At 73.3% G+C, this 17,390-nt stretch carries 13 protein-coding genes; 5 read left to right on the forward strand and 8 right to left on the reverse strand.

Features of this window, described 5'->3' with window-relative positions; genetic code table 11:
• Positions 1–109 precede the first annotated feature (109 nt).
• From ABZ479_RS19275 to fdhD, 5 genes are all read left to right on the forward strand, one after another.
• The gene (locus ABZ479_RS19275) at positions 110–667 is read left to right on the forward strand and encodes a GNAT family N-acetyltransferase (protein ID WP_500462697.1); all 558 of its coding nucleotides are present in this window, start codon (positions 110–112) and stop codon (positions 665–667) included.
• Complete coding sequence (locus ABZ479_RS19280) at positions 664–1,629, forward strand: WGR domain-containing protein (RefSeq protein WP_500462698.1); 966 nt, start codon at positions 664–666, stop codon at positions 1,627–1,629. Before ABZ479_RS19275 ends, ABZ479_RS19280 begins: the two co-directional genes overlap by 4 nt.
• A 74-nt stretch (positions 1,630–1,703) precedes the next feature.
• Positions 1,704–4,079: a SpoIIE family protein phosphatase gene (locus ABZ479_RS19285; RefSeq protein ID WP_500462699.1), complete on the forward strand. Its 2,376-nt coding sequence runs from the start codon at positions 1,704–1,706 to the stop codon at positions 4,077–4,079.
• A gap of 378 nt (positions 4,080–4,457) precedes the next feature.
• A complete protein-coding gene (locus ABZ479_RS19290) occupies positions 4,458–6,752 on the forward strand; it encodes an FdhF/YdeP family oxidoreductase (RefSeq protein WP_500462700.1) in 2,295 nt (764 codons plus the stop codon).
• On the forward strand, positions 6,740–7,579 hold the full coding sequence (gene fdhD / locus ABZ479_RS19295; protein ID WP_500462701.1) for a formate dehydrogenase accessory sulfurtransferase FdhD: 840 nt from the start codon (positions 6,740–6,742) through the stop codon (positions 7,577–7,579). The genes ABZ479_RS19290 and fdhD overlap by 13 nt, the downstream gene beginning before the upstream one ends.
• A 142-nt stretch (positions 7,580–7,721) precedes the next feature.
• Here the strand turns inward: fdhD and ABZ479_RS19300 are convergent, their stop codons facing one another.
• From ABZ479_RS19300 to ABZ479_RS19335, 8 genes are all read right to left on the reverse strand, one after another.
• Positions 7,722–8,648, reverse strand: a complete 927-nt coding sequence (locus ABZ479_RS19300; protein WP_500462702.1) for a LysR family transcriptional regulator — start codon at positions 8,646–8,648, stop codon at positions 7,722–7,724.
• 220 nt (positions 8,649–8,868) lie between these two features.
• Positions 8,869–10,527, reverse strand: a complete 1,659-nt coding sequence (locus ABZ479_RS19305) for a glycoside hydrolase family 13 protein (protein ID WP_500462703.1) — start codon at positions 10,525–10,527, stop codon at positions 8,869–8,871.
• On the reverse strand, positions 10,524–11,729 hold the full coding sequence (locus ABZ479_RS19310; protein ID WP_500462704.1) for a Gfo/Idh/MocA family protein: 1,206 nt from the start codon (positions 11,727–11,729) through the stop codon (positions 10,524–10,526). The genes ABZ479_RS19305 and ABZ479_RS19310 overlap by 4 nt, the downstream gene beginning before the upstream one ends.
• Positions 11,726–12,742: a glycoside hydrolase family 130 protein gene (locus ABZ479_RS19315; protein WP_500462782.1), complete on the reverse strand. Its 1,017-nt coding sequence runs from the start codon at positions 12,740–12,742 to the stop codon at positions 11,726–11,728. The genes ABZ479_RS19310 and ABZ479_RS19315 overlap by 4 nt, the downstream gene beginning before the upstream one ends.
• A 91-nt stretch (positions 12,743–12,833) precedes the next feature.
• Complete coding sequence (locus ABZ479_RS19320; protein WP_500462783.1) at positions 12,834–13,700, reverse strand: carbohydrate ABC transporter permease; 867 nt, start codon at positions 13,698–13,700, stop codon at positions 12,834–12,836.
• 28 nt (positions 13,701–13,728) lie between these two features.
• On the reverse strand, positions 13,729–14,691 hold the full coding sequence (locus tag ABZ479_RS19325; RefSeq protein WP_500462705.1) for a carbohydrate ABC transporter permease: 963 nt from the start codon (positions 14,689–14,691) through the stop codon (positions 13,729–13,731).
• A 9-nt stretch (positions 14,692–14,700) separates the two neighbouring features.
• A complete protein-coding gene (locus tag ABZ479_RS19330) occupies positions 14,701–15,972 on the reverse strand; it encodes an extracellular solute-binding protein (RefSeq protein WP_500462706.1) in 1,272 nt (423 codons plus the stop codon).
• Between the two features lie 154 nt (positions 15,973–16,126).
• Entirely contained in the window at positions 16,127–17,170 is a 1,044-nt protein-coding gene (locus ABZ479_RS19335) for a LacI family DNA-binding transcriptional regulator (protein WP_500462707.1), read from the reverse strand.
• Positions 17,171–17,390: the final 220 nt, after the last annotated feature.

The following is a 17,390-nucleotide window of genomic DNA, read 5'->3' on the forward strand; positions in this document are numbered from 1 at the left end:
CCGTTGGGCTGAGTAGGTATCTCCAATCTAGGTCAGCTGGATTCAGAAATGCAACTCAGCTGGGGAAAACACCTTGCCACGGGGCCGGGGCTCCCGTTGGCTGGGCGGCGTGACCGAACTGAGCACCGAGCGCCTGCTGCTGCGCCGCTGGCAGGACCGCGACCTCGCGCCCTGGGCCGCCATGAACGCCGACCCCGAGGTGCGCGAGCACCTGGGGGCGCCGCTGACCCGGGAGGAGAGCGACGCCTCCGTGGCCCGGTTCCGGGCCGATTTCGACGAACGCGGCTACGGCTGGTGGGCCGTCGAGGTCCGGGCGACCGGCGAGTTCGCCGGCTTCGCGGGCCTGGACCCGGTCGACGACGGGCTGCCCTTCACGGGCGTGGAGATCGGCTGGCGCCTGGCCCGCGCGGCCTGGGGCAAGGGCTACGCCACCGAGGCCGCACGGGCCGTCCTGGCCTTCGGCTTCGGCACCCTCGGGCTCCCCGAGATCCTCGCCGTGACCACCGCGGGCAACCTCCGGTCCCAGGCCGTCATGCGCCGCATCGGCATGACCCGCGACCCGGCCGGCGACTTCGACGACCCCACCGCCCCCGAAGGGCCGCTGCGCCCCAACGTGCTCTTCCGGATCGGCGCGGGCGCCCCGGTCACGACGCCGGAGGACCGGTGACGGGGTGGCGGCGGTTCGAGTCCGCCGGGGAGGGAAGGCCCGAGTACCGGGAGATCCGCCAGGAGGGGATCCGCTGCTTCCTGCGCTGGGGCGCCGTCGGCGGGACGGGGAAGTCGAGCACCTCGACGCTCGACGACGAGGAGCACGCCCGGCGCCACGCCGCGCGCAAGGCCGCCGAGTGGCTGCGGAAGGGCTTCACGGAGGTCGACCCGCCGCACGACGAGGCCGGACCCGACCCGGAGGCCGAGGTGCTCGACGTCCTGTGGGCCGGCCGCGGGCCGCACGCCCCGGCCTCCGAGTACCTGCCGGTCGAGGGCTTCGAAGAGGTGTACCGCCATGTGATCGGGCCCGGCCGGCCGGTGGGCTTCCACGAGTACGTCGTCCTGCGCGACGACGGGCGCGGCGCGGTCCGCTTCACGGTGCGCCCCGACCGGAGCGACGCCGCGGCGGTGACCGCGTTCCTGCACCTCGTCGCCGCCCGCCGTGACCTGGCCTTCGACGGGCGCTCCCACCACAAGGTGCCGCTGCCGGAGCCGGTCGGGGAGTTCACCCACGCGCTGTTCTGCGCACCGGCGCTCGGCCGGGGCTGCGCCGCGTACCCCGCCGTCGCCGACCGCGTCGCGGCCGCCTTCCCCGTCTTCGACTGCGAGATCGGCGACGAGGACCCCGAGGTCCTGGTCGACGCGCGGATCCACGGGCACGGCTCGCTGCCGTACGCGGACTGGGCCCGCCGCCCGCACCCGGTCGTCGACCTCCGCTTCGACGTACGGCCTTCCCCCTACCGGCCGGTGCGGACGTTCAAGGTGTTCGGCACGGCCGACCTCGACGCCCTCATGGCGGCGCTGCCGGGCGCGGACCCCGGCAGCCGGCTGGACGTGCGCTCCTTCCGCGGCGAGATCCGGAGCCTCACACCCGCCGAGGTCCCGCCCCCGGCCGAGGTGAGGGCCTTCCTGCACGGCTGAGACCGCCCCGAGTGGTGACCGCGCCCGCCTGCGCAACACTGGGAACCGGAGGACCGGAACGTGATGGGACGGTCATGGGCACTGGGGCATCGCGAGAGCGCGGCGAAGAGCGCGAGGAGCCGGCGGAACGCACCGCGGCGCGACTGGTGGTCGACGGCCACGGCACGGTCGTCGGGTGGAGCCCGGAGGCGGAGCGCCTCCTCGGCCGCCCGGCGGACGACGTGCTCGGCCGGCCCGTGCTGGACCTGCTCGCACCCGACACCGGCAGCGACGACGGCGGAGCCGGGTCCGGGTGCGTGCCCCTGCGGCACGGCGACGGCCGGACGGTCGCCTGCCGGCCGGCCCTGCGGGCGGTGCGCGACGACGGGACGGGCCTGCGCCTGACCGTCGACCTGCTCACGGGTGCGCCGCAACTCACCCCGGACATCGACCGCGCCCTCCTGGAAGCCCTGTTCACCCTCTCGCCCATCGGCCTGTTCGTCCTGGACCCGCAGCTCAGGCTGATGCGCTTCAACGCGGCGGCGAAGGGCATGCAGGACCACCGGGCGGCGCTCGCCCTGGGCCGGCGCCCCACCGAGGTCTGGCCCGACTTCAGCGCGGAACTCGCCGAGCGCGTGATGGGCCGGGTGCTCAGGACCGGGGAGGCCGCGATCTCGTTCGAGAAGCACGGCCGTCCGCCCGGCGACCCCACCCGGGAGCACGTCTACTCGGCGTCCGCCTTCCGGCTCGAGGCGGAGGACGGCCGGATCCTCGGCGTGGCCGACGCCGTGGTCGACGTCACCGAGCGCCACCTCGCCGAGCAGCGCCTCGCGCTGATGGCCGAGGCGGGCCGGACGATCGGCACCACCTTGGACCCGATCCGCACGGCACAGGAACTTGCCGAGGTGGCCGTGCCGGGGCTCGCCGACTGCGTGAGCGTGGACCTGCTGGCCTCCCTGCTCGGCGGCGAGGAGATGGGCGCGGGCCCCGTCGAGGACGACACCGGCCTGCGCCGCGCCGCGACCTCGGCCCGCTGTGGCCGGACCGGCGGCTACACCACGGGCGCGGTCGGCACCCACCTGGTGGGCCCGCTCGCGCTGCGGGTGCTCGCCGACCACGAACCGCTCCTGGTCCGGCGGCTCGGCCAGGACGAGGAGTGGATCCGGGACGACCCCGTCCGGGGCGGCAGGGTGCTGGAGGAGCGGGTGCACTCCCTGATGGTGGTGCCGCTGCTGGTCCGCGACTGCGTGCTGGGCCTCGTCACCTTCCACCGGTGGGACCGCGACCTCGGGCCCTTCGACGACGACGACCTCGCGCTCGCCGTCGACCTGGCCGGCCGCGGCGCGATGGCCCTGGACAACGCCCACCGCTACGTGCGCGAGCGCAACGCAGTCCTCGCCCTGCAGCGCGGCATGCTGCCCCAGCGGCCGCCCGCGCCCAGCGCCGTGGAGTGGGCCCACCACCTGGTGCGTTCCGGTGCCGGCGGTGACTGGACGGAGGTCATCCCGCTGCCCGGCGCGCGGGTCGCCCTGGTCAGCGGCAGCACACCGGGCCGCGGCATGCGCACCGCCGCCACCATGGGCCGGCTGCGGGCGGCCGTGCACACCCTGGCCAACCTGGACCAGGCCCCCGACGAGGTCCTCGCCCGCCTGGACGAACTGGTGCGCAGCCTCGCCGACGAGCACGCGGGCACGGGCTCCGGCTCCCCGGTCGGCGCCACCTGCCTCTACCTCGTCTACGACCCCGTCACCCGGCAGAGCACCATGGCGTCGGCGGGCCATCCGCCGCCGGCGGTCGTCCACCCCGATCACACCGTGTGCATCCCCGACGCCCCCGCGGGCGAGCCCCTGGGCCGCCCCGGGCCGTCGTTCGGCATGGCGACCCTGCAACTGCCCGAGGGGTCCATGCTCGTGCTGCACACCCCCGGGCTCCTGCAGAGCCGGCCGGAGGGGACCGGCCGGGCGGAGTTCGAACGGCTGCTGGCCACCCCCTGCGACTCCCCGCAGGACATGAGCCTGCTGCTCACCGACACCCTGGTCCCCGCGGACCCGGACCGCGACGCCTCGGTGCTGGTGGCCCGGCCCCGGCCGCTCGGTCCCGACTCCGTCGCGACGTGGGACCTGCCGTGCGACCCGGCCGCGGTGGCCACCGCCCGCACGCTGACAACCCGTCAACTGGCGGCCTGGGCGCTGCAGGAGGAGTGCTTCGCCACCGAACTGATCGTCAGCGAACTGGTCACCAACGCCATCCGCTACGCGGCACCGCCCATCCAGCTCCGGCTCATCCGTGACCGCGCACTGACCTGTGAGGTCTCCGACACCAGCAGCGCCGCCCCCTTCCTGCGGCACGCCCGCACCACCGACGAGGGCGGCCGCGGCCTCCTGCTCGTCTCCCAGTTCGCGGAACGCTGGGGCACCCGCTACCGGGAGCGCGGCAAGACCATCTGGACCGAGCAGACGATCGCCGTCTGAGGCCCGGGCTCGGTGGGGCGCGGGTGCCGTGCGCGCACGAGGCTCCGGAACGGGAGGACGGTCCGGGATTTCCATGGGTGCTGAAACCGGTGTCCCGGGGGATTTCTCCGGATGAAGGGGCGATCTCTCTCACGTTTTTCCCGGGGCTTTCCCGCGACCGTGGACCGTGCCGCGCCGAGCAGCAGGTTCGCGCCCGGTTCCCCCACGGCCCGACGGGCCGAATACCTCTTTCGCCGGCAGCCGTTCGTTCATCGGCGCCGCCTATCAAGCGCAAGGGACGGCCTCTTTGACGGGCCGGTGAAGCGGGTTTAGCTTTTCGGCGGATCGGTATTTCGCGGCGGTTTCCGCGGTGTCGGAAGCCGGGAAGGCGGGCCAGGCATGAGTGTTCTCGAGGACCCCACGGACGAGCACCTGGAGATCGGCCCGCCCAAGACCTCGGCGGCCGGTCTGCCCGCGGTCGCGCACGCGCTGCAGTACGCACTGGGACAGACCTCGCCCCGCCGGACCATGCTGACCCTGCTGAACATCAACCAGGCCAAGGGCATCGACTGCCCCGGCTGCGCCTGGCCGGAGGCGGCGCCCGGCAAGCGGCACATGAACGAGTACTGCGAGAACGGCGCCAAGCACATAGCCGACGAGGCGACGTCACACCGCGTGGGGCGCGCGTTCTTCGAGCGTCACACCGTCGAGGAACTGGGCCGCAAGTCCGACTACTGGCTCAACCAGCAGGGCAGGCTGACCGAACCGATGGTCAAGCGCCCGGGCGCGGAGCACTACGAGCCCATCTCCTGGGACGAGGCCATCGCCCTGATGGCCGGCGAACTGCGGGCCCTGGACTCCCCGGACGAGGCCCTGTTCTACACCTCCGGACGGGTCGGCAACGAGGCCGCCTTCCTCCTCCAGCTCTTCGCCCGCGCCTACGGCACCAACAACCTGCCGGACTGCAGCAACATGTGCCACGAGTCCAGCGGCGCGGCGATGTCGGAGACGCTCGGCGTCGGCAAGGGCACCGTCAGCCTGGACGACATCCACGAGGCCGACCTGATCCTCGTCGTCGGCCAGAACCCCGGCACCAACCACCCGCGCATGCTCTCCGCGCTGGAGGAGACCAAGCGGGCCGGCGGGAGCGTCGTCGCCGTCAACACCCTGCCCGAGGCGGGGCTGATGCGGTTCAAGCACCCGCAGAAGCCGCGCGGGGTGATCGGGCGCGGCACGGTCATCGCCGACCAGTTCCTGCACATCCGCGCAGGCGGCGACCTCGCCCTCTTCCAGGCGCTGAACCTGCTGCTCCTCGAAGCCGAGGACGCCGCCCCCGGAACCGTCCTGGACCACGACTTCATCCGCGAACACAGCACGGGATTCGAGGAGTTCGCCGAGCACGCGCGCAAGACGTCCTGGGACGACGTGCTCACGGCCACCGGCCTGACCCGCGAGGAGATAGAGCAGCTCCACGAGCGTGTGCTGGCCGCGAAGAGCGTCATCGTCTGCTGGGCCATGGGCGTCACGCAGCAGAAGCACGGTGTGCCGACCATCCGCGAGATCGTCAACTTCCTGATGCTGCGCGGCAACCTGGGCAGGCCCGGTGCCGGGGCGTGCCCGGTGCGTGGCCACAGCAACGTCCAGGGCGACCGCACCATGGGCATCTGGGAGAAGATGCCGCAGAGCTTCCTCGACTCCCTGGAGCGGGAGTTCGGCTTCGCACCCCCCACCAAGCACGGCCACGACTCCGTCGACGCCATCCGCGCCATGCGCGACGGCGAGGCCAAGTTCTTCCTCGGGGTGGCGGGGAACTTCGTCCGGGCGACGCCCGACAGCGATGTCACGGAGCGGGCGATGCGCCGCTGCCGGCTGACGGCGCACATCTCCACCAAGCTCAACCGCTCGCACACCGTGTGCGGTGACACCGCGCTGATCCTGCCCACCCTGGGCCGCAGCGACCGGGACGTCCAGGCGGGCGGCGAGCAGTTCGTCACCGTCGAGGACTCCATGAGCATGGTGCACGCCTCCCGCGGCAAACTGGCGCCCGCCTCCGCCCACCTGCTGAGCGAGGTGGCGATCGTCTCCCGGCTGGCGCGGGCCACCCTCGGCGACACCCCGGCGATCGGCTGGGAGGAGTTCGAGGCCGACTACGGCACCGTCCGGGACCGCATCTCCCGGGTCGTCCCGGGGTTCGAGGACTTCAACCGGCGCGTCGCGGAACCGGGCGGCTTCCACCTGCCGAACCCGGTGAACGCGATGACCTTCCGGACGCCGAGCGGCAAGGCCGTCTTCACCCGCAACGACTTCGAGATGCCGCATGCGCCGAAGGGCCACCTCATCCTGCAGTCCCTGCGGTCGCACGACCAGTGGAACACCATCCCGTACGCCATGGACGACCGCTACCGCGGCATCCGGGGCGGCCGCCGGATCGTCATGGTCAACCCCGAGGACATCGAGGCCCTGGGGCTCGCCGAGACGCAGATGGTGGACCTGGTGAGCATCTGGACCGACGGCAGCGAGCGCCGCGCCGAGTCCTTCCGCCTGGTGCCCTACCCCACCTCCCGGGGGTCGGCCGCCGCCTACTACCCGGAGACCAACGTCCTGGTGCCGCTCGACAGCGTCGCCGACGTCAGCAACTGCCCCACGTCCAAGGGGGTCGTCGTACGACTGGAGGCGGCGGCATGGGCCGGGTGACCGCGCGGCGGCGGGTGCTGCGGATCAGGGACGGGGTGCCCGGGCACCGTTCCGACACGCTGGCCGCCGAGGAGCCGATGGAGATCCGGGTCGGCGGCCGCGCGCTGACGATCACCATGCGCACCCCGGGCAGCGACTTCGACCTCGCGGTCGGCTTCCTCGTCAGCGAGGGCGTCGTCCACGGCCCGGACGACGTGCTGGGCATCCGCTACTGCGCCGGTGCCACGGCCGACGGCGGCAACACCTACAACGTCGTCGACGTCGCCCTGGCGCCCGGTGTGCGCCTCCCCGACCTCTCGCTGGAGCGCAACTTCTACACCACCTCCTCCTGCGGTCTGTGCGGCAAGGCGAGCCTGGACGCCGTGCGGACCACGCAGCACTGGAGCGTGGCGGACGACGACACGGTGATCGACAGCGAGGTGCTCTTCACCCTCCCCGACCGGCTGCGGGCGGCGCAGCGGGTCTTCGACAGCACGGGCGGGCTGCACGCGGCCGGGCTGTTCACGACGGACGGCGAGATGCTGTGCCTGCGTGAGGACGTGGGCCGGCACAACGCCGTCGACAAGGTGATCGGCCACGCGCTGCAGGAGGGGCTGCTGCCGCTGCGGGGCACCGTCCTCATGGTCAGCGGGCGGGCGTCCTTCGAGCTCGTCCAGAAGGCGGCCATGGCGGGCATCCCGGTGCTGGCCGCGGTGTCCGCGCCGTCCTCCCTCGCCGTGGACCTGGCCGACGAGACGGGGACGACCCTGGTGGGCTTCCTGCGCGGCCGCTCGGCGAACGTGTACACCGGCGCCGAGCGGTTGCGCGTGGCCCAGCCCGCCGTCTGACACCGGGGCGGGCGCGGTCTCCCCTGCTCCGCGCCCGTCCCGGACGAGCCGCGCCCGGCGGAACCCCGGTTCCGCGGGACGCGGAGCGTCTGTCCGCGAGCGCGCCCCCGCGGCGGCCGGTGCCCCGCACCGGATCCCGGCGTCAGCGGTCGCGCTGCATCCGGGGAAGCGACTCCAGCGGCCTGAGGTCGGCGTGCTGCGCGGTGGCGACCAGCGCCTGCACCATCACGGACTCGGGGTCCCGGCGGAAGGCGGCCAGCCCTATCTCCGCGGCCCGGGCGGCCTCCACCATCGGGACGGCCCGCACCCCCGGCGGCACCCCCAGGGCGTGGATCCAGGCCAGCGGGACGATCCCGGCCCACCGGCCGGGCACGACGTGCGCGATCAGCGAGGCGAACGAGTCGGTCTCCACCCTCGCGACCGGTTCCGCACCGGCCGCCGCGAACAGCGCGTCCATGGTGCGCCGTCCGCGCATGGTAGGTGTGAGCAGGCACAACGGCAGTGCCGCTGCCTCGGCCCAGGACACCGTGGCGCCGCCGACCGGAGCCCACGAGGCATCGGTGAGCAGCGCGTACTTCTCGCGGTACAGCGGCACGGTACGGAAGGCGGCGCGCACCTCGTCGTCCAGGTACGTCACGGCGGCGTCGAGGGTGAAGTCCCTGAGCCTCGTGAGGATGTCGCTCGACGTCAGGTCGTTCACGATGTCCGCGGTGAGCAGCGGGTGCCGCGTGCACAGCGGGTCCACCAGACGTGGCACGGCGGTGGCGGCGCTCGGCACGACGCCGATGCGGATACGGCCGCTGAGCCCGGTGCGCATGGCGGCGACCTCGCCCTCCATGGCGTCCCGGTCGGCCAGGATCTGCCGCGCCCACACCACGACGCGCTCGCCCTCGGCGGTCAGGCCGTCGAACCGCCGGCCCCGCTGGATCAGCGGGACGCGCATGTCCTCCTCCAGCCTGCGGATCCCCTCGGACAACGAGGGCTGGGACACCCCGCAGCTCTCCGCGGCACGGGCGAAGTGCCCCTCCCGCGCCAGGGCCACCAGGTATTCGAGTTGCCGGAAGAGCACGACTGAGCACCTCTCAGGATCACCGGCCGGGAGACGCGTCGGACCGCTTCCCGGTTCCGAGCTGTATACCAAGCCGCTCCCGGCGGGCCCGCGGCACCCGCCCCGTGACGTGCGCGGCGCGCTCGTGTTCCCCGCGAACAGCGCAGCGCCGCGCCCCGCGGGCCGCCGCCGGACGGGACGTGCACCGGACGTCCCGCGCCGTCGCCGCGGAACCGCTGCCTCAGGACGCGGGCGTGCCCGCGCGCGTACGGAGCCAGACGGTGGTGTCCGCGGGCACCGAGCGGCCGTCGAGCGCGGCACTGGAGAGCAGTAGCTCGTCCCCGTCCGCGAGCGGCAGCGGATCCGGGCCGAAGTTGGTCAGGCAGCGCAGCCCCGGCGCGCGGTCGAAGGCGAACCAGGAACCGTCGGCGGGTCCCTCCGGGACCGGCACCGCCGCCGCCGGGACGGGTACGGCGCGCCGCAGGCGCAGCGCGGAGCGGTAGAGGGCGAGCATCGAGGAGGGATCGTCCTCCTGCGCGCGGACGGTGAGGTCCGCCCAGTCCCCGGGCTGCGGGAACCAGCAGGCCTCCGGGGCGGCGGTGCCGAACCCGTACGGTGCCGACGCGCCCTCCCAGGGCAGCGGCACCCGGCAGCCGTCGCGGCCGCGCTCGCGGTGGCCGGAACGTTCCCAGAGCGGGTCGCGCAGCCGGTCGTCCGGCACGTGGGCCTGGGGCAGGCCCAGTTCCTCGCCCTGGTAGACGTAGGCGGCGCCGGGCAGCGCGAGCATGAGCAGCGCGGCGGCCCGGGCACGCCGGCGGCCGCGCGGCCCGCCGCCGTAGCGGGTGACGGGGCGGACCGCGTCGTGGCTGGACAGCACCCAGGTGACGGGCGCCCCCACCGCGCGCATCGACGCGACGGACCGCTCGACGACCGCGCGCAACTGCGCCCCCTCCCAAGGCGACTCCAGGAAGGCGAAGTTGAAGGCCTGCTGCATCTCGCCGGGGCTGACGTACCGGGCCAGGCGGGCGGGTTCGAAGACGGCGGCCTCCGCCACCATCACGCGCTGCTCCGGAGGGACCGCGCCGGGCGGAGCCGGATGGGTGTCCAGCAGCCGGCGCCAGGAACGGAACAGCGGGTGCAGCTCCTCCTGGTCGTGGTACGGCATCAGGTGGTTGCGCAGGATGTCCTGGTGCTGTCCGGGCCCGGCGTCGGGCAGGCCCGGGGCCTTGAAGAGGGTGTGGGCCACGTCGATGCGGAAGCCGTCGACGCCGCGGTCCAGCCAGTGCCGCAGGACCCGCTCGAAGTCGGCCACGACCTCGGGGTGGCGCCAGTCGAGGTCCGGCTGCTCGGGCGCGTGCAGGTGCAGGTACCACTCGCCCGGGCCGCCGTCCGACGCGGGGACACGCGTCCACGCCGGGCCGCCGAAGGCCGACTGCCAGTCGTTCGGGGGGAGTTCGCCGTCCACGCCGCGTCCCGGGCGGAACAGGTAGCGGCTCCTGGCCGCGCTCCCCGGGCCCGCCGCCAGGGCCTCCCGGAACCAGGGGTGCGTGTCGGAGGTGTGGTTGGGGACGAGGTCGATCAGGACCTTCAGCCCCAGGCCGTGGGCGCGTGCGACGAAGACGTCGAAGTCCGCTTCGGTACCGAGGTCGGGGGCGACGCCGGTGTGGTCGGTGATGTCGTAGCCGCCGTCGGCCAGCGGGGACGGGTAGAACGGGGTGAGCCACACCGCGTCCGCCCCGAGCCGGGCCACGTGGTCCAGGCGGGCGGCGGCCCCGGCGAGGTCGCCGACGCCGTCCCCGTCGCCGTCGGCGAACGCGCGCGGGTGGATCTCGTAGCAGACGGCGTCCCGCCACCAGGGCGTGTCCGGTGCGGGATGGGTGGTGCTCACGGTGCTCCTCATGCTCCTGTCGGGCCGGACGGGACGGACGGGACGGGAAGGGTGCGGCCGGTCCGCGCCGAGCGGGTGGCGGCCTCGGCCACCGCGACGGCGGTCCGCCCGGACCGCGCGTCGGCCACCGGGGTGCCGCCTCCGGCCGCGCAGCGCAGCAGGTCGGTGAAGGCGGCGCGCACGCTCTCCGCGTACACGTGCTGCTTGCGCGCCTCACCGCCGAGGTCGACCACGCAGGTCACCTTGTGCGGGACGGCGCGCTCCACACCGCGGCCGCGGGCGGGCGCCGCCGGGCCCGCGTCGCGCTCCACCGTGACGGTGACCCCCTCCTGGCCGTGCGGCCGGAGCCCGGGCACGGCCAGCAGGTCGGCGGCGCGTGCGGGCAGCTCCTCCCAGCGGCATGCGCCGTGCTCGTCCGTCCAGGCCGTGACCGTCGCGTGGACCGGGATCCAGCCGGTGACCCGGGCCTCGGCGAAGCCGTAGTCCAGGCGCATCAACTGCCGTTCGGCGCGGTGGGCGTGGGTGAAGGAGTGGGTGTGGGTGGCGACGGCGCCGCCCGGGTGGGTGGCGGTGGCGACGACGATGTCGACCGGGCCGCCGTCGCGGCGGACGTCGGTGCCCTGCACCTCGACGGGTTCGCTGCCCATGAGGGCGCGGGCGGCGTCGAAGAAGTGCACGCCGTGCTCGACGTGGATGCCGCCGCTGTGCGCGGGGTCCCAGAACCAGTGGCCGGGGCCCAGGTCCTCGTCGGCGGCGTCGTTCTCGAAGGCGAAGCGCACCAGCGGGTCCAGCAGTCCCTCCTCGCGGAGCCGCAGGAGCATCCGCAGGACGGGGTTGTAGCGCAGGACGTGGTCGACGACCAGGACCCCGGCGGAGCGTCCGGCCTCGGCCTCCACCCGCAGGGCGTCCTCCAGCGTCACGGCCAGCGGCTTCTCGCAGAACACGTGCCGGCCCGCACGCAGCGCGCCGACGGCGAGTTCCGCGTGCGTGGCGGGTGGAGTGGCGATCGCCACGACGTCCACCCCGGGGTGGCCGGCCAGCGCGGCGGCGTCGGTGAGGACGGCGGCGCCGTGCCGCCGCGCGAGGGCGGTGGCACGGTCACCGTCGGGGTCGGCGCACGCCACGAGGCGTACGCCGGGCAGGTCGGCCACGGCGTCCAGCAGGTAGGCGCCGAACGCACCGCAGCCGGCCAGGCCCAGACCGAGCGGAGTCACTCGGCACGGTCCAGGCGGGCGACGCCGATGTGGGCGTCGGCCATGCCGTAGAAGACGTAGCGCACGCCGTCGATCTCCTCGATCGCGGTCGGGAAGACGACGTTGGGCACGGTGCCGGAACGCTCCTCCTCCGTCTCCGGCTCCATCAGCGGCTGGTCGGTGCGGGCCAGGATCCGGGACGGGTCCTGCGGGTCCAGGATCATCGCCCCCGCCGCGTAACTGACCTTCTGCTGCTGGGCGAAGGGGTCGTCGATCGTGCCGGACACGCCGTGGTGGATGAGCAGCCAGCCCTCCTCGACGCGGATCGGGGCCGGGCCCGCGCCGATCTTGAGCTCCTCCCAGGGGTGCTCGGACAGCGCCACCAGGCGGTGGTTCCGCGGGCGGACCAGGGCGCCGAGGTCCTTCTCGACCTCGGCGACGGGCACGTAGGAGATCCAGATGCCGGGGCGCTCGTCGGTCACACCGGCCGGCAGGTGCACGCCCTCGCCGGGGCGGAACCAGCCCAGGTCCCACATCGGGCGGTGCAGCATCGCGAAGCTCGGCTCGCCGTCCGGGCCCGGGACGGGCTCGGGGAAGTGCACCACGTCCTTGTTCGGGAACAGGTTGAGGTCGGTGTCCAGGTCGGCCTGGTAGGCGAACTGGATCGGGCCCAGGCGCTCCCAGGTCACCAGGTCCTTCGAGACGGCCAGCGCCGGCTTGGGGCCGAGCGGGCCGTAGGCGACGTACGACATGACGTGCAGCCCGAGCGCCTCGATCCACGTCGTGCGCGGGTCCTCCACGCCGGCGTTGTTCTTGCCGCGCTCCCAGCCGGCGTCGGGGGCGAGGACGACGCCGCGGCGCTCGACGCCGGTGGGCACGCCGTCCTCGACCACGACCTCGGCGAGGCCCACGCGGGAGACGTTGCCCTCCGCGACGAGGCGGGGCAGCAGGTGCAGGGTGCCGTCCGGGGTGCGGCCGGACGCGGGGTTGAGCACGCCCTCGGCCTCGTTCGCCTCGCCGGGCAGCGGGGACATCACGACGCCGACGCGGGTCAGGCGGTAGGGCACGGAGCTCTCGGAGCCGGTGGTACGGGCGGTGCTGGTGGTGCGGTCGTTCACAGCGGGTTCAGCCCTTCGTGGCGGAATCGAGGTCGGTGGAGGTGAAGCGGCTCTGGAAGACGAGGTAGAGGGCCACCGCGGGCGCGGCCAGTACGCAGGCACCGGCGAGGATGGCGCCGAACGGGTTGGCGGCGGCGGAGGAGACGGTGCTGATGTAGTTCGCCAGGGACACCGCCAGGGGCTGCATGTCCTGCTCCTTGGTGACCAGGAACGGCCACAGGAACTCGTTCCAGGGCCCGGTGAAGCTGAGCAGCACCACGGAGGCGAGCGCCGGCTTGCACAGCGGGATCGCGATCCGGAACAGGATCTGCAGCTCGCCCGCGCCGTCGATGCGCGCGGCCTCGAACATCGCCTGCGGCAGCTGCAGGAAGAACTGCCGGAAGATGAAGACCGCGCTGGTGTTGATCGCGAACGGCAGGATGATGCCGATGTAGGAGTCGGCCAGGCCGTAGTCGCGGACGATCAGCACGTACAGCGGGATCATCAGCAGCTGGAACGGGATGACCTGCACCAGCAGCACCAGGGCGAAGGTGGAGCCCTTGCCCCGGAAGTGGAGCCGCGCCAGGGCGTACCCCGCCAGCAGCCCGAAGACCGTGGTGCAGACGATGACGCCGCCGGTGAAGATCCCGGAGTTGATCAGGGAACGGCCGAGCGAGATGGCCGAGTTGATCTCCGCGTAGTTGTGCAGGGAGAGGTTCCCCGGTCGCGGGAAGGCCCCCGCGGGGCTGCTGTCGGGCTCGCGCTGCAGCGAGCCGATGAGCATGTAGTAGAAGGGGAAGAGGAAGGCGAAGGCCCCGGCGAGCAGTGCCAGCCGCGACAGGGTCCGGCGGGCGCGCGAGTGCGTGTGCGGCCGGTGGCGCGCGGCGCGGCGCATCAGCGAGGGGGCGTGTGCGTCGGCCATGTCAGTCCCTCTCCAGCAGACGGCGGTAAAGGAGGGAGATCCCGGTGATCAGCACGACGAGGATCACGCCGATCGCCGCGGCCTCGTCCGGATGGCCCTGCTGCAGACCGCGCTGGTACATCAGCAGCACCGGCGAGGTCGTCGCGCCGTCGGGCCCGCCGCCGCTGGTCAGCAGGTAGGGCTCGGTGAACAGGTTCGCGCCCGTCACCGTCGCCATGACCAGCACCAGCAGCGTCGCGGTGCGTACCGCCGGCACCGTGATCGACCAGAACATCCGCACCTTGCCCGCGCCGTCGAGCGCGGCCGACTCGTACAGCTCGCCGGGCACGTTCTGCAGCGCCGACAGGTAGAGCACGATGAAGAAGCCGAGCTGCTTCCACGCGACGAACAGCGCGATGGTCGGCATCGCCAGGTGCGAGTTGACCAGCCACGACGGGTCCGGCGCGAGCGGCCCGAGCGCCTTGTTGACCAGGCCGTTGGAGTTGAACAGGAAGAGCCACACACCGACGACGGCGACGCTGGCGGTGATGTACGGGACGTAGTAGGCGGTACGGAAGAACGAGCGCGCCCGGATCTTCGAGTTGAGCGCGGTGGCGAGCACGAGGGACGCCGCCACCGTCAGCGGCACGTTGATGACCAGGAAGACCGCGATGTTGCCGAAGGACCGCCACACGTCCGGGTCGGTCAGGACCGACGTGTAGTTGGCCAGCCCCACGAAGGGGCGGTCCACCTGGGCGCCCGGCGCGGCGAAGAAGTAGTCGTGGAAGGAGATCCACACCGCGAAGCCGAGCGGGTACAGGAAGATCGCGGCCAGGTAGACCAGGTACGGGGAGACGAAGGCGAGGCCGATCGGCTGCCGGCCCGCGAAGCGCAGCCGGCGCGGGCGTGGCCCGCGGCCCGCGCGGGGGCGGGCCCCGCCCCGGGCCGGCCCGGGGCGGAGGACGTCATGGTGCGTGGTGGACATGGCCGTGACTCACTGCTTCGCCAGGCCGTCGACCTTGCCCGCGGCCTCGCGGAAGGCGCTCTCGACGTCGCCCTTCCCGAAGATCACGGACTTGGTGTAGGCGTCGCGGAACGTCTGCCAGATCTCGACGGAGTTCGGCACGTTCGGGGCCTCGACCGTGCGGTCGGCCTGCTCGGCGAAGGTCTTGTAGTCCGGGTGCGAGGCGAAGTACTCGGGGTAGGCGGCCGCGAGGTCCTGCCGCATCGGCATCTGGCCGGTGGCCTCCAGCAGCTTGCCGTCCTGCTCCTTGCCGGTGGCGAACTTCAGCACGTCCCAGGCCGTGCCCTTGTTCTTGCACGCGGTGAACATGCCGATCGACTTCTCGTCGCTGAAGGTGCCCTTGGCCTCGGCGCCGGTCGCGGTGGGCACCGGCACGGCGCCCCACTCGACCTTGTCGCCGTAGACGGAGACGGCCCAGGGGCCGACGATCGCCATGGCCGCCTTGCCGTCGGCGAAGGAGTCGCCGTTGTACTGCTCGTTGGGGGCCAGGCGGTCCGCGTACATCGTCTTCCAGAACTCGGCGGCCTTCACCCCGTCCGGCGAGGCGAACTGGGCCTTGCCGTCCTCGACGAGCTGCTTGCCGGTCTGGGCCGCGAAGAGCGGGTAGAAGTCGAACCAGGACTGGTAGAACTCGGAGGTGGGCGCCGGCCAGATGGCGGCGTGCGCCCCGCCCTTGACCAGGGCGCGCGAGGTGGTGAGGAAGTCCTGGTAGCTCGCGAGCTTCGGCTTCTCGGGGTCGAGCCCGGCCTTCTTGAACAGGTCCTTGTTGTAGAAGATCATGACGGGGTTGCTCTTCCAGGGCATCTGGTAGTACTTGCCGTCGGGCGACGCGTACTGGGAGAGCCGGTCACCGGTCCGCTCCTCGAGGTACTTCTTCCCGCCGGGGAAGTCGTCCAGGGCCACCAGGCCGCCCTGCTTCTGGAAGCCGGGCACGGCCGCGGGGGCGGTGTTGAGGATCAGGCACGGCGCGTTGCCGGCCGTGATGGCCGCGCCGATGACCTCCTCGGAGCTCTTGCCCGCCGGTATCTCCTGCGCCTTCACCTTCTCGTCGGGGTGGGCGGCGTTCCAGGACGCGACCATGCTCTTGCCCCAGGCGACCTCCTGGGCGTTGTTGGAGTACCAGACCGTGATCGGCCCGTGGGCGTCGCCGCCGGAGGCGGAGTCCGAACCGCCGCTGCCGCAGGCTGCGAGCGGCACGGTCAGGGCGACGGCGGAGAGGACGGTCAGGAGGGTTTTCTTCATTGCGGTGGCTCCGTGTTCTCAAGGGGTGGGGAGCGGCCGTTCCGGGGCGTCGTCCTGCCTCGGTGACGGCCCTCCGGGGAGCGGAGAACGTCGTGGGCGCGACGGGCGCGCCGTTGTGGGGGTGGTGTCCGGGGATGTCGCGTTCGGGGCGCGTTCAGGGGTGGGCGTTCGGGCGGGCGGCCTCCGTGGGGGCCGGGCCCGTGGAGCCGCGCACCATGAGCGCGGCCGGGTCCAGTTCCACGTGCGGGGTGGTCCCGTGCTCGATGGTCTCGATCAGGGCGCGTGCGGCGGCCCGGCCCCAGCTGGCCGCGTCGGCACGGCAGGTGGTGAGCGAGGGCCGGGTCCAGGAGGCCAGCGGTACGTCGTCGAAGCCGACCACCGACAGGTCGTCGGGCAGCCGCAGGCCGGCCTCCTGGGCGACGGCCATGCCCGCGGTGGCCGACAGGTCGTTGGCGTACACGATGGCGGTGGGCCGCTCGCCCCGTGTGATCAGTGCCTGCGTCGCGAGCGCGCCGCCCTCGGCGGTGAAGCCGCCCGGCAGCACCGGGCCCTGGGGCAGGCCCGCCTCCGTGAGCGCGTCCCGCCAGGCGCCGAGCCGCCGCTGGGCGTGCAGGTACTCCTCGGGGCCGGCGACGTAGGCGATGTGGCGGTGGCCGAGCTCCACGAGGTGGCGTACGGCGCCCGCGACCACCGGACGGTCGTCCAGGTTGACCGTGGCGATCCCCTCGACACCGTCGTCGGCGCCGACGGCCACGGCCGGCAGTCCCATCTCCCGCAGCAGCTCCGGGCGCGGGTCGCCGACCCGCAGGTCGGTGAGGAACACCCCGTCCACGCGCTGGTCGTCCACCAGGCGGCGGTAGGTGTCCATCTCGTTGCGGGGGCTCGTCACGTGCAGCATGAGGCCGTCGCCGGACTCGGATATCACCGACTCGATGCCCGCCATGAAGGCCGGGAAGAAGGGGTCGGTGCCGATCAGGTCGGGCTCACGGGTCAGGACGAGCCCGACGGCCCGGGCCCGCCCCGTCGACAGGGCGCGGGCGCTGCGGCTCGGTGTCCAGCCCAGCTCCCCGGCCGCCGCGCGCACCCGTTCCTGGGTCGCGGCGGCCACGCCGGGGCGGTCGTTGAGGACGAAGGACACGGTCGCCCGGGACACACCCGCCAGCTGGGCGACATCGGCGATCGTGGGGCGTCGGGCCATGCGGACTCTCCGTGTACGGCGGCGGAAGGAAGGGGGCAGCGTCCGCAGCCGCGGGTCCCGTCGACCGGCGTGCCCGTGGGGGCACGCCGTCCGGCGGCACCTTCGGCGCCGGAGGCAGCACGTTCTGGCACTCGCATACCGGGGCAACCCACGCGAAGGGATGGCTTCACCTCGCGTTTGAACCGGTTTAAACGAGCGATGTGAGGAACCATGAACCCCA

Origin of the sequence: Streptomyces sp. NPDC005722, from assembly GCF_040630935.1 — a bacterium.
Taxonomy (GTDB): Bacteria; Actinomycetota; Actinomycetes; order Streptomycetales; family Streptomycetaceae; genus Actinacidiphila.

Excerpts from the sequence above, each read along its gene's own strand:
- fdhD (WP_500462701.1), top strand. The coding sequence starts at position 6,740 with ATGGGCCGGGTGACCGCGCGGCGGCGGGTGCTGCGGATCAGGGACGGG.
- ABZ479_RS19305 (WP_500462703.1), bottom strand. The coding sequence starts at position 10,527 with ATGAGGAGCACCGTGAGCACCACCCATCCCGCACCGGACACGCCCTGG.
- ABZ479_RS19325 (WP_500462705.1), bottom strand. The coding sequence starts at position 14,691 with ATGTCCACCACGCACCATGACGTCCTCCGCCCCGGGCCGGCCCGGGGC.
- ABZ479_RS19330 (WP_500462706.1), bottom strand. The coding sequence starts at position 15,972 with ATGAAGAAAACCCTCCTGACCGTCCTCTCCGCCGTCGCCCTGACCGTG.
- ABZ479_RS19320 (WP_500462783.1), bottom strand. The coding sequence starts at position 13,700 with ATGCGCCGCGCCGCGCGCCACCGGCCGCACACGCACTCGCGCGCCCGC.
- ABZ479_RS19290 (WP_500462700.1), top strand. The coding sequence starts at position 4,458 with ATGAGTGTTCTCGAGGACCCCACGGACGAGCACCTGGAGATCGGCCCG.
- ABZ479_RS19285 (WP_500462699.1), top strand. The coding sequence starts at position 1,704 with ATGGGCACTGGGGCATCGCGAGAGCGCGGCGAAGAGCGCGAGGAGCCG.
- ABZ479_RS19315 (WP_500462782.1), bottom strand. The coding sequence starts at position 12,742 with ATGTCCCCGCTGCCCGGCGAGGCGAACGAGGCCGAGGGCGTGCTCAAC.
- ABZ479_RS19335 (WP_500462707.1), bottom strand. The coding sequence starts at position 17,170 with ATGGCCCGACGCCCCACGATCGCCGATGTCGCCCAGCTGGCGGGTGTG.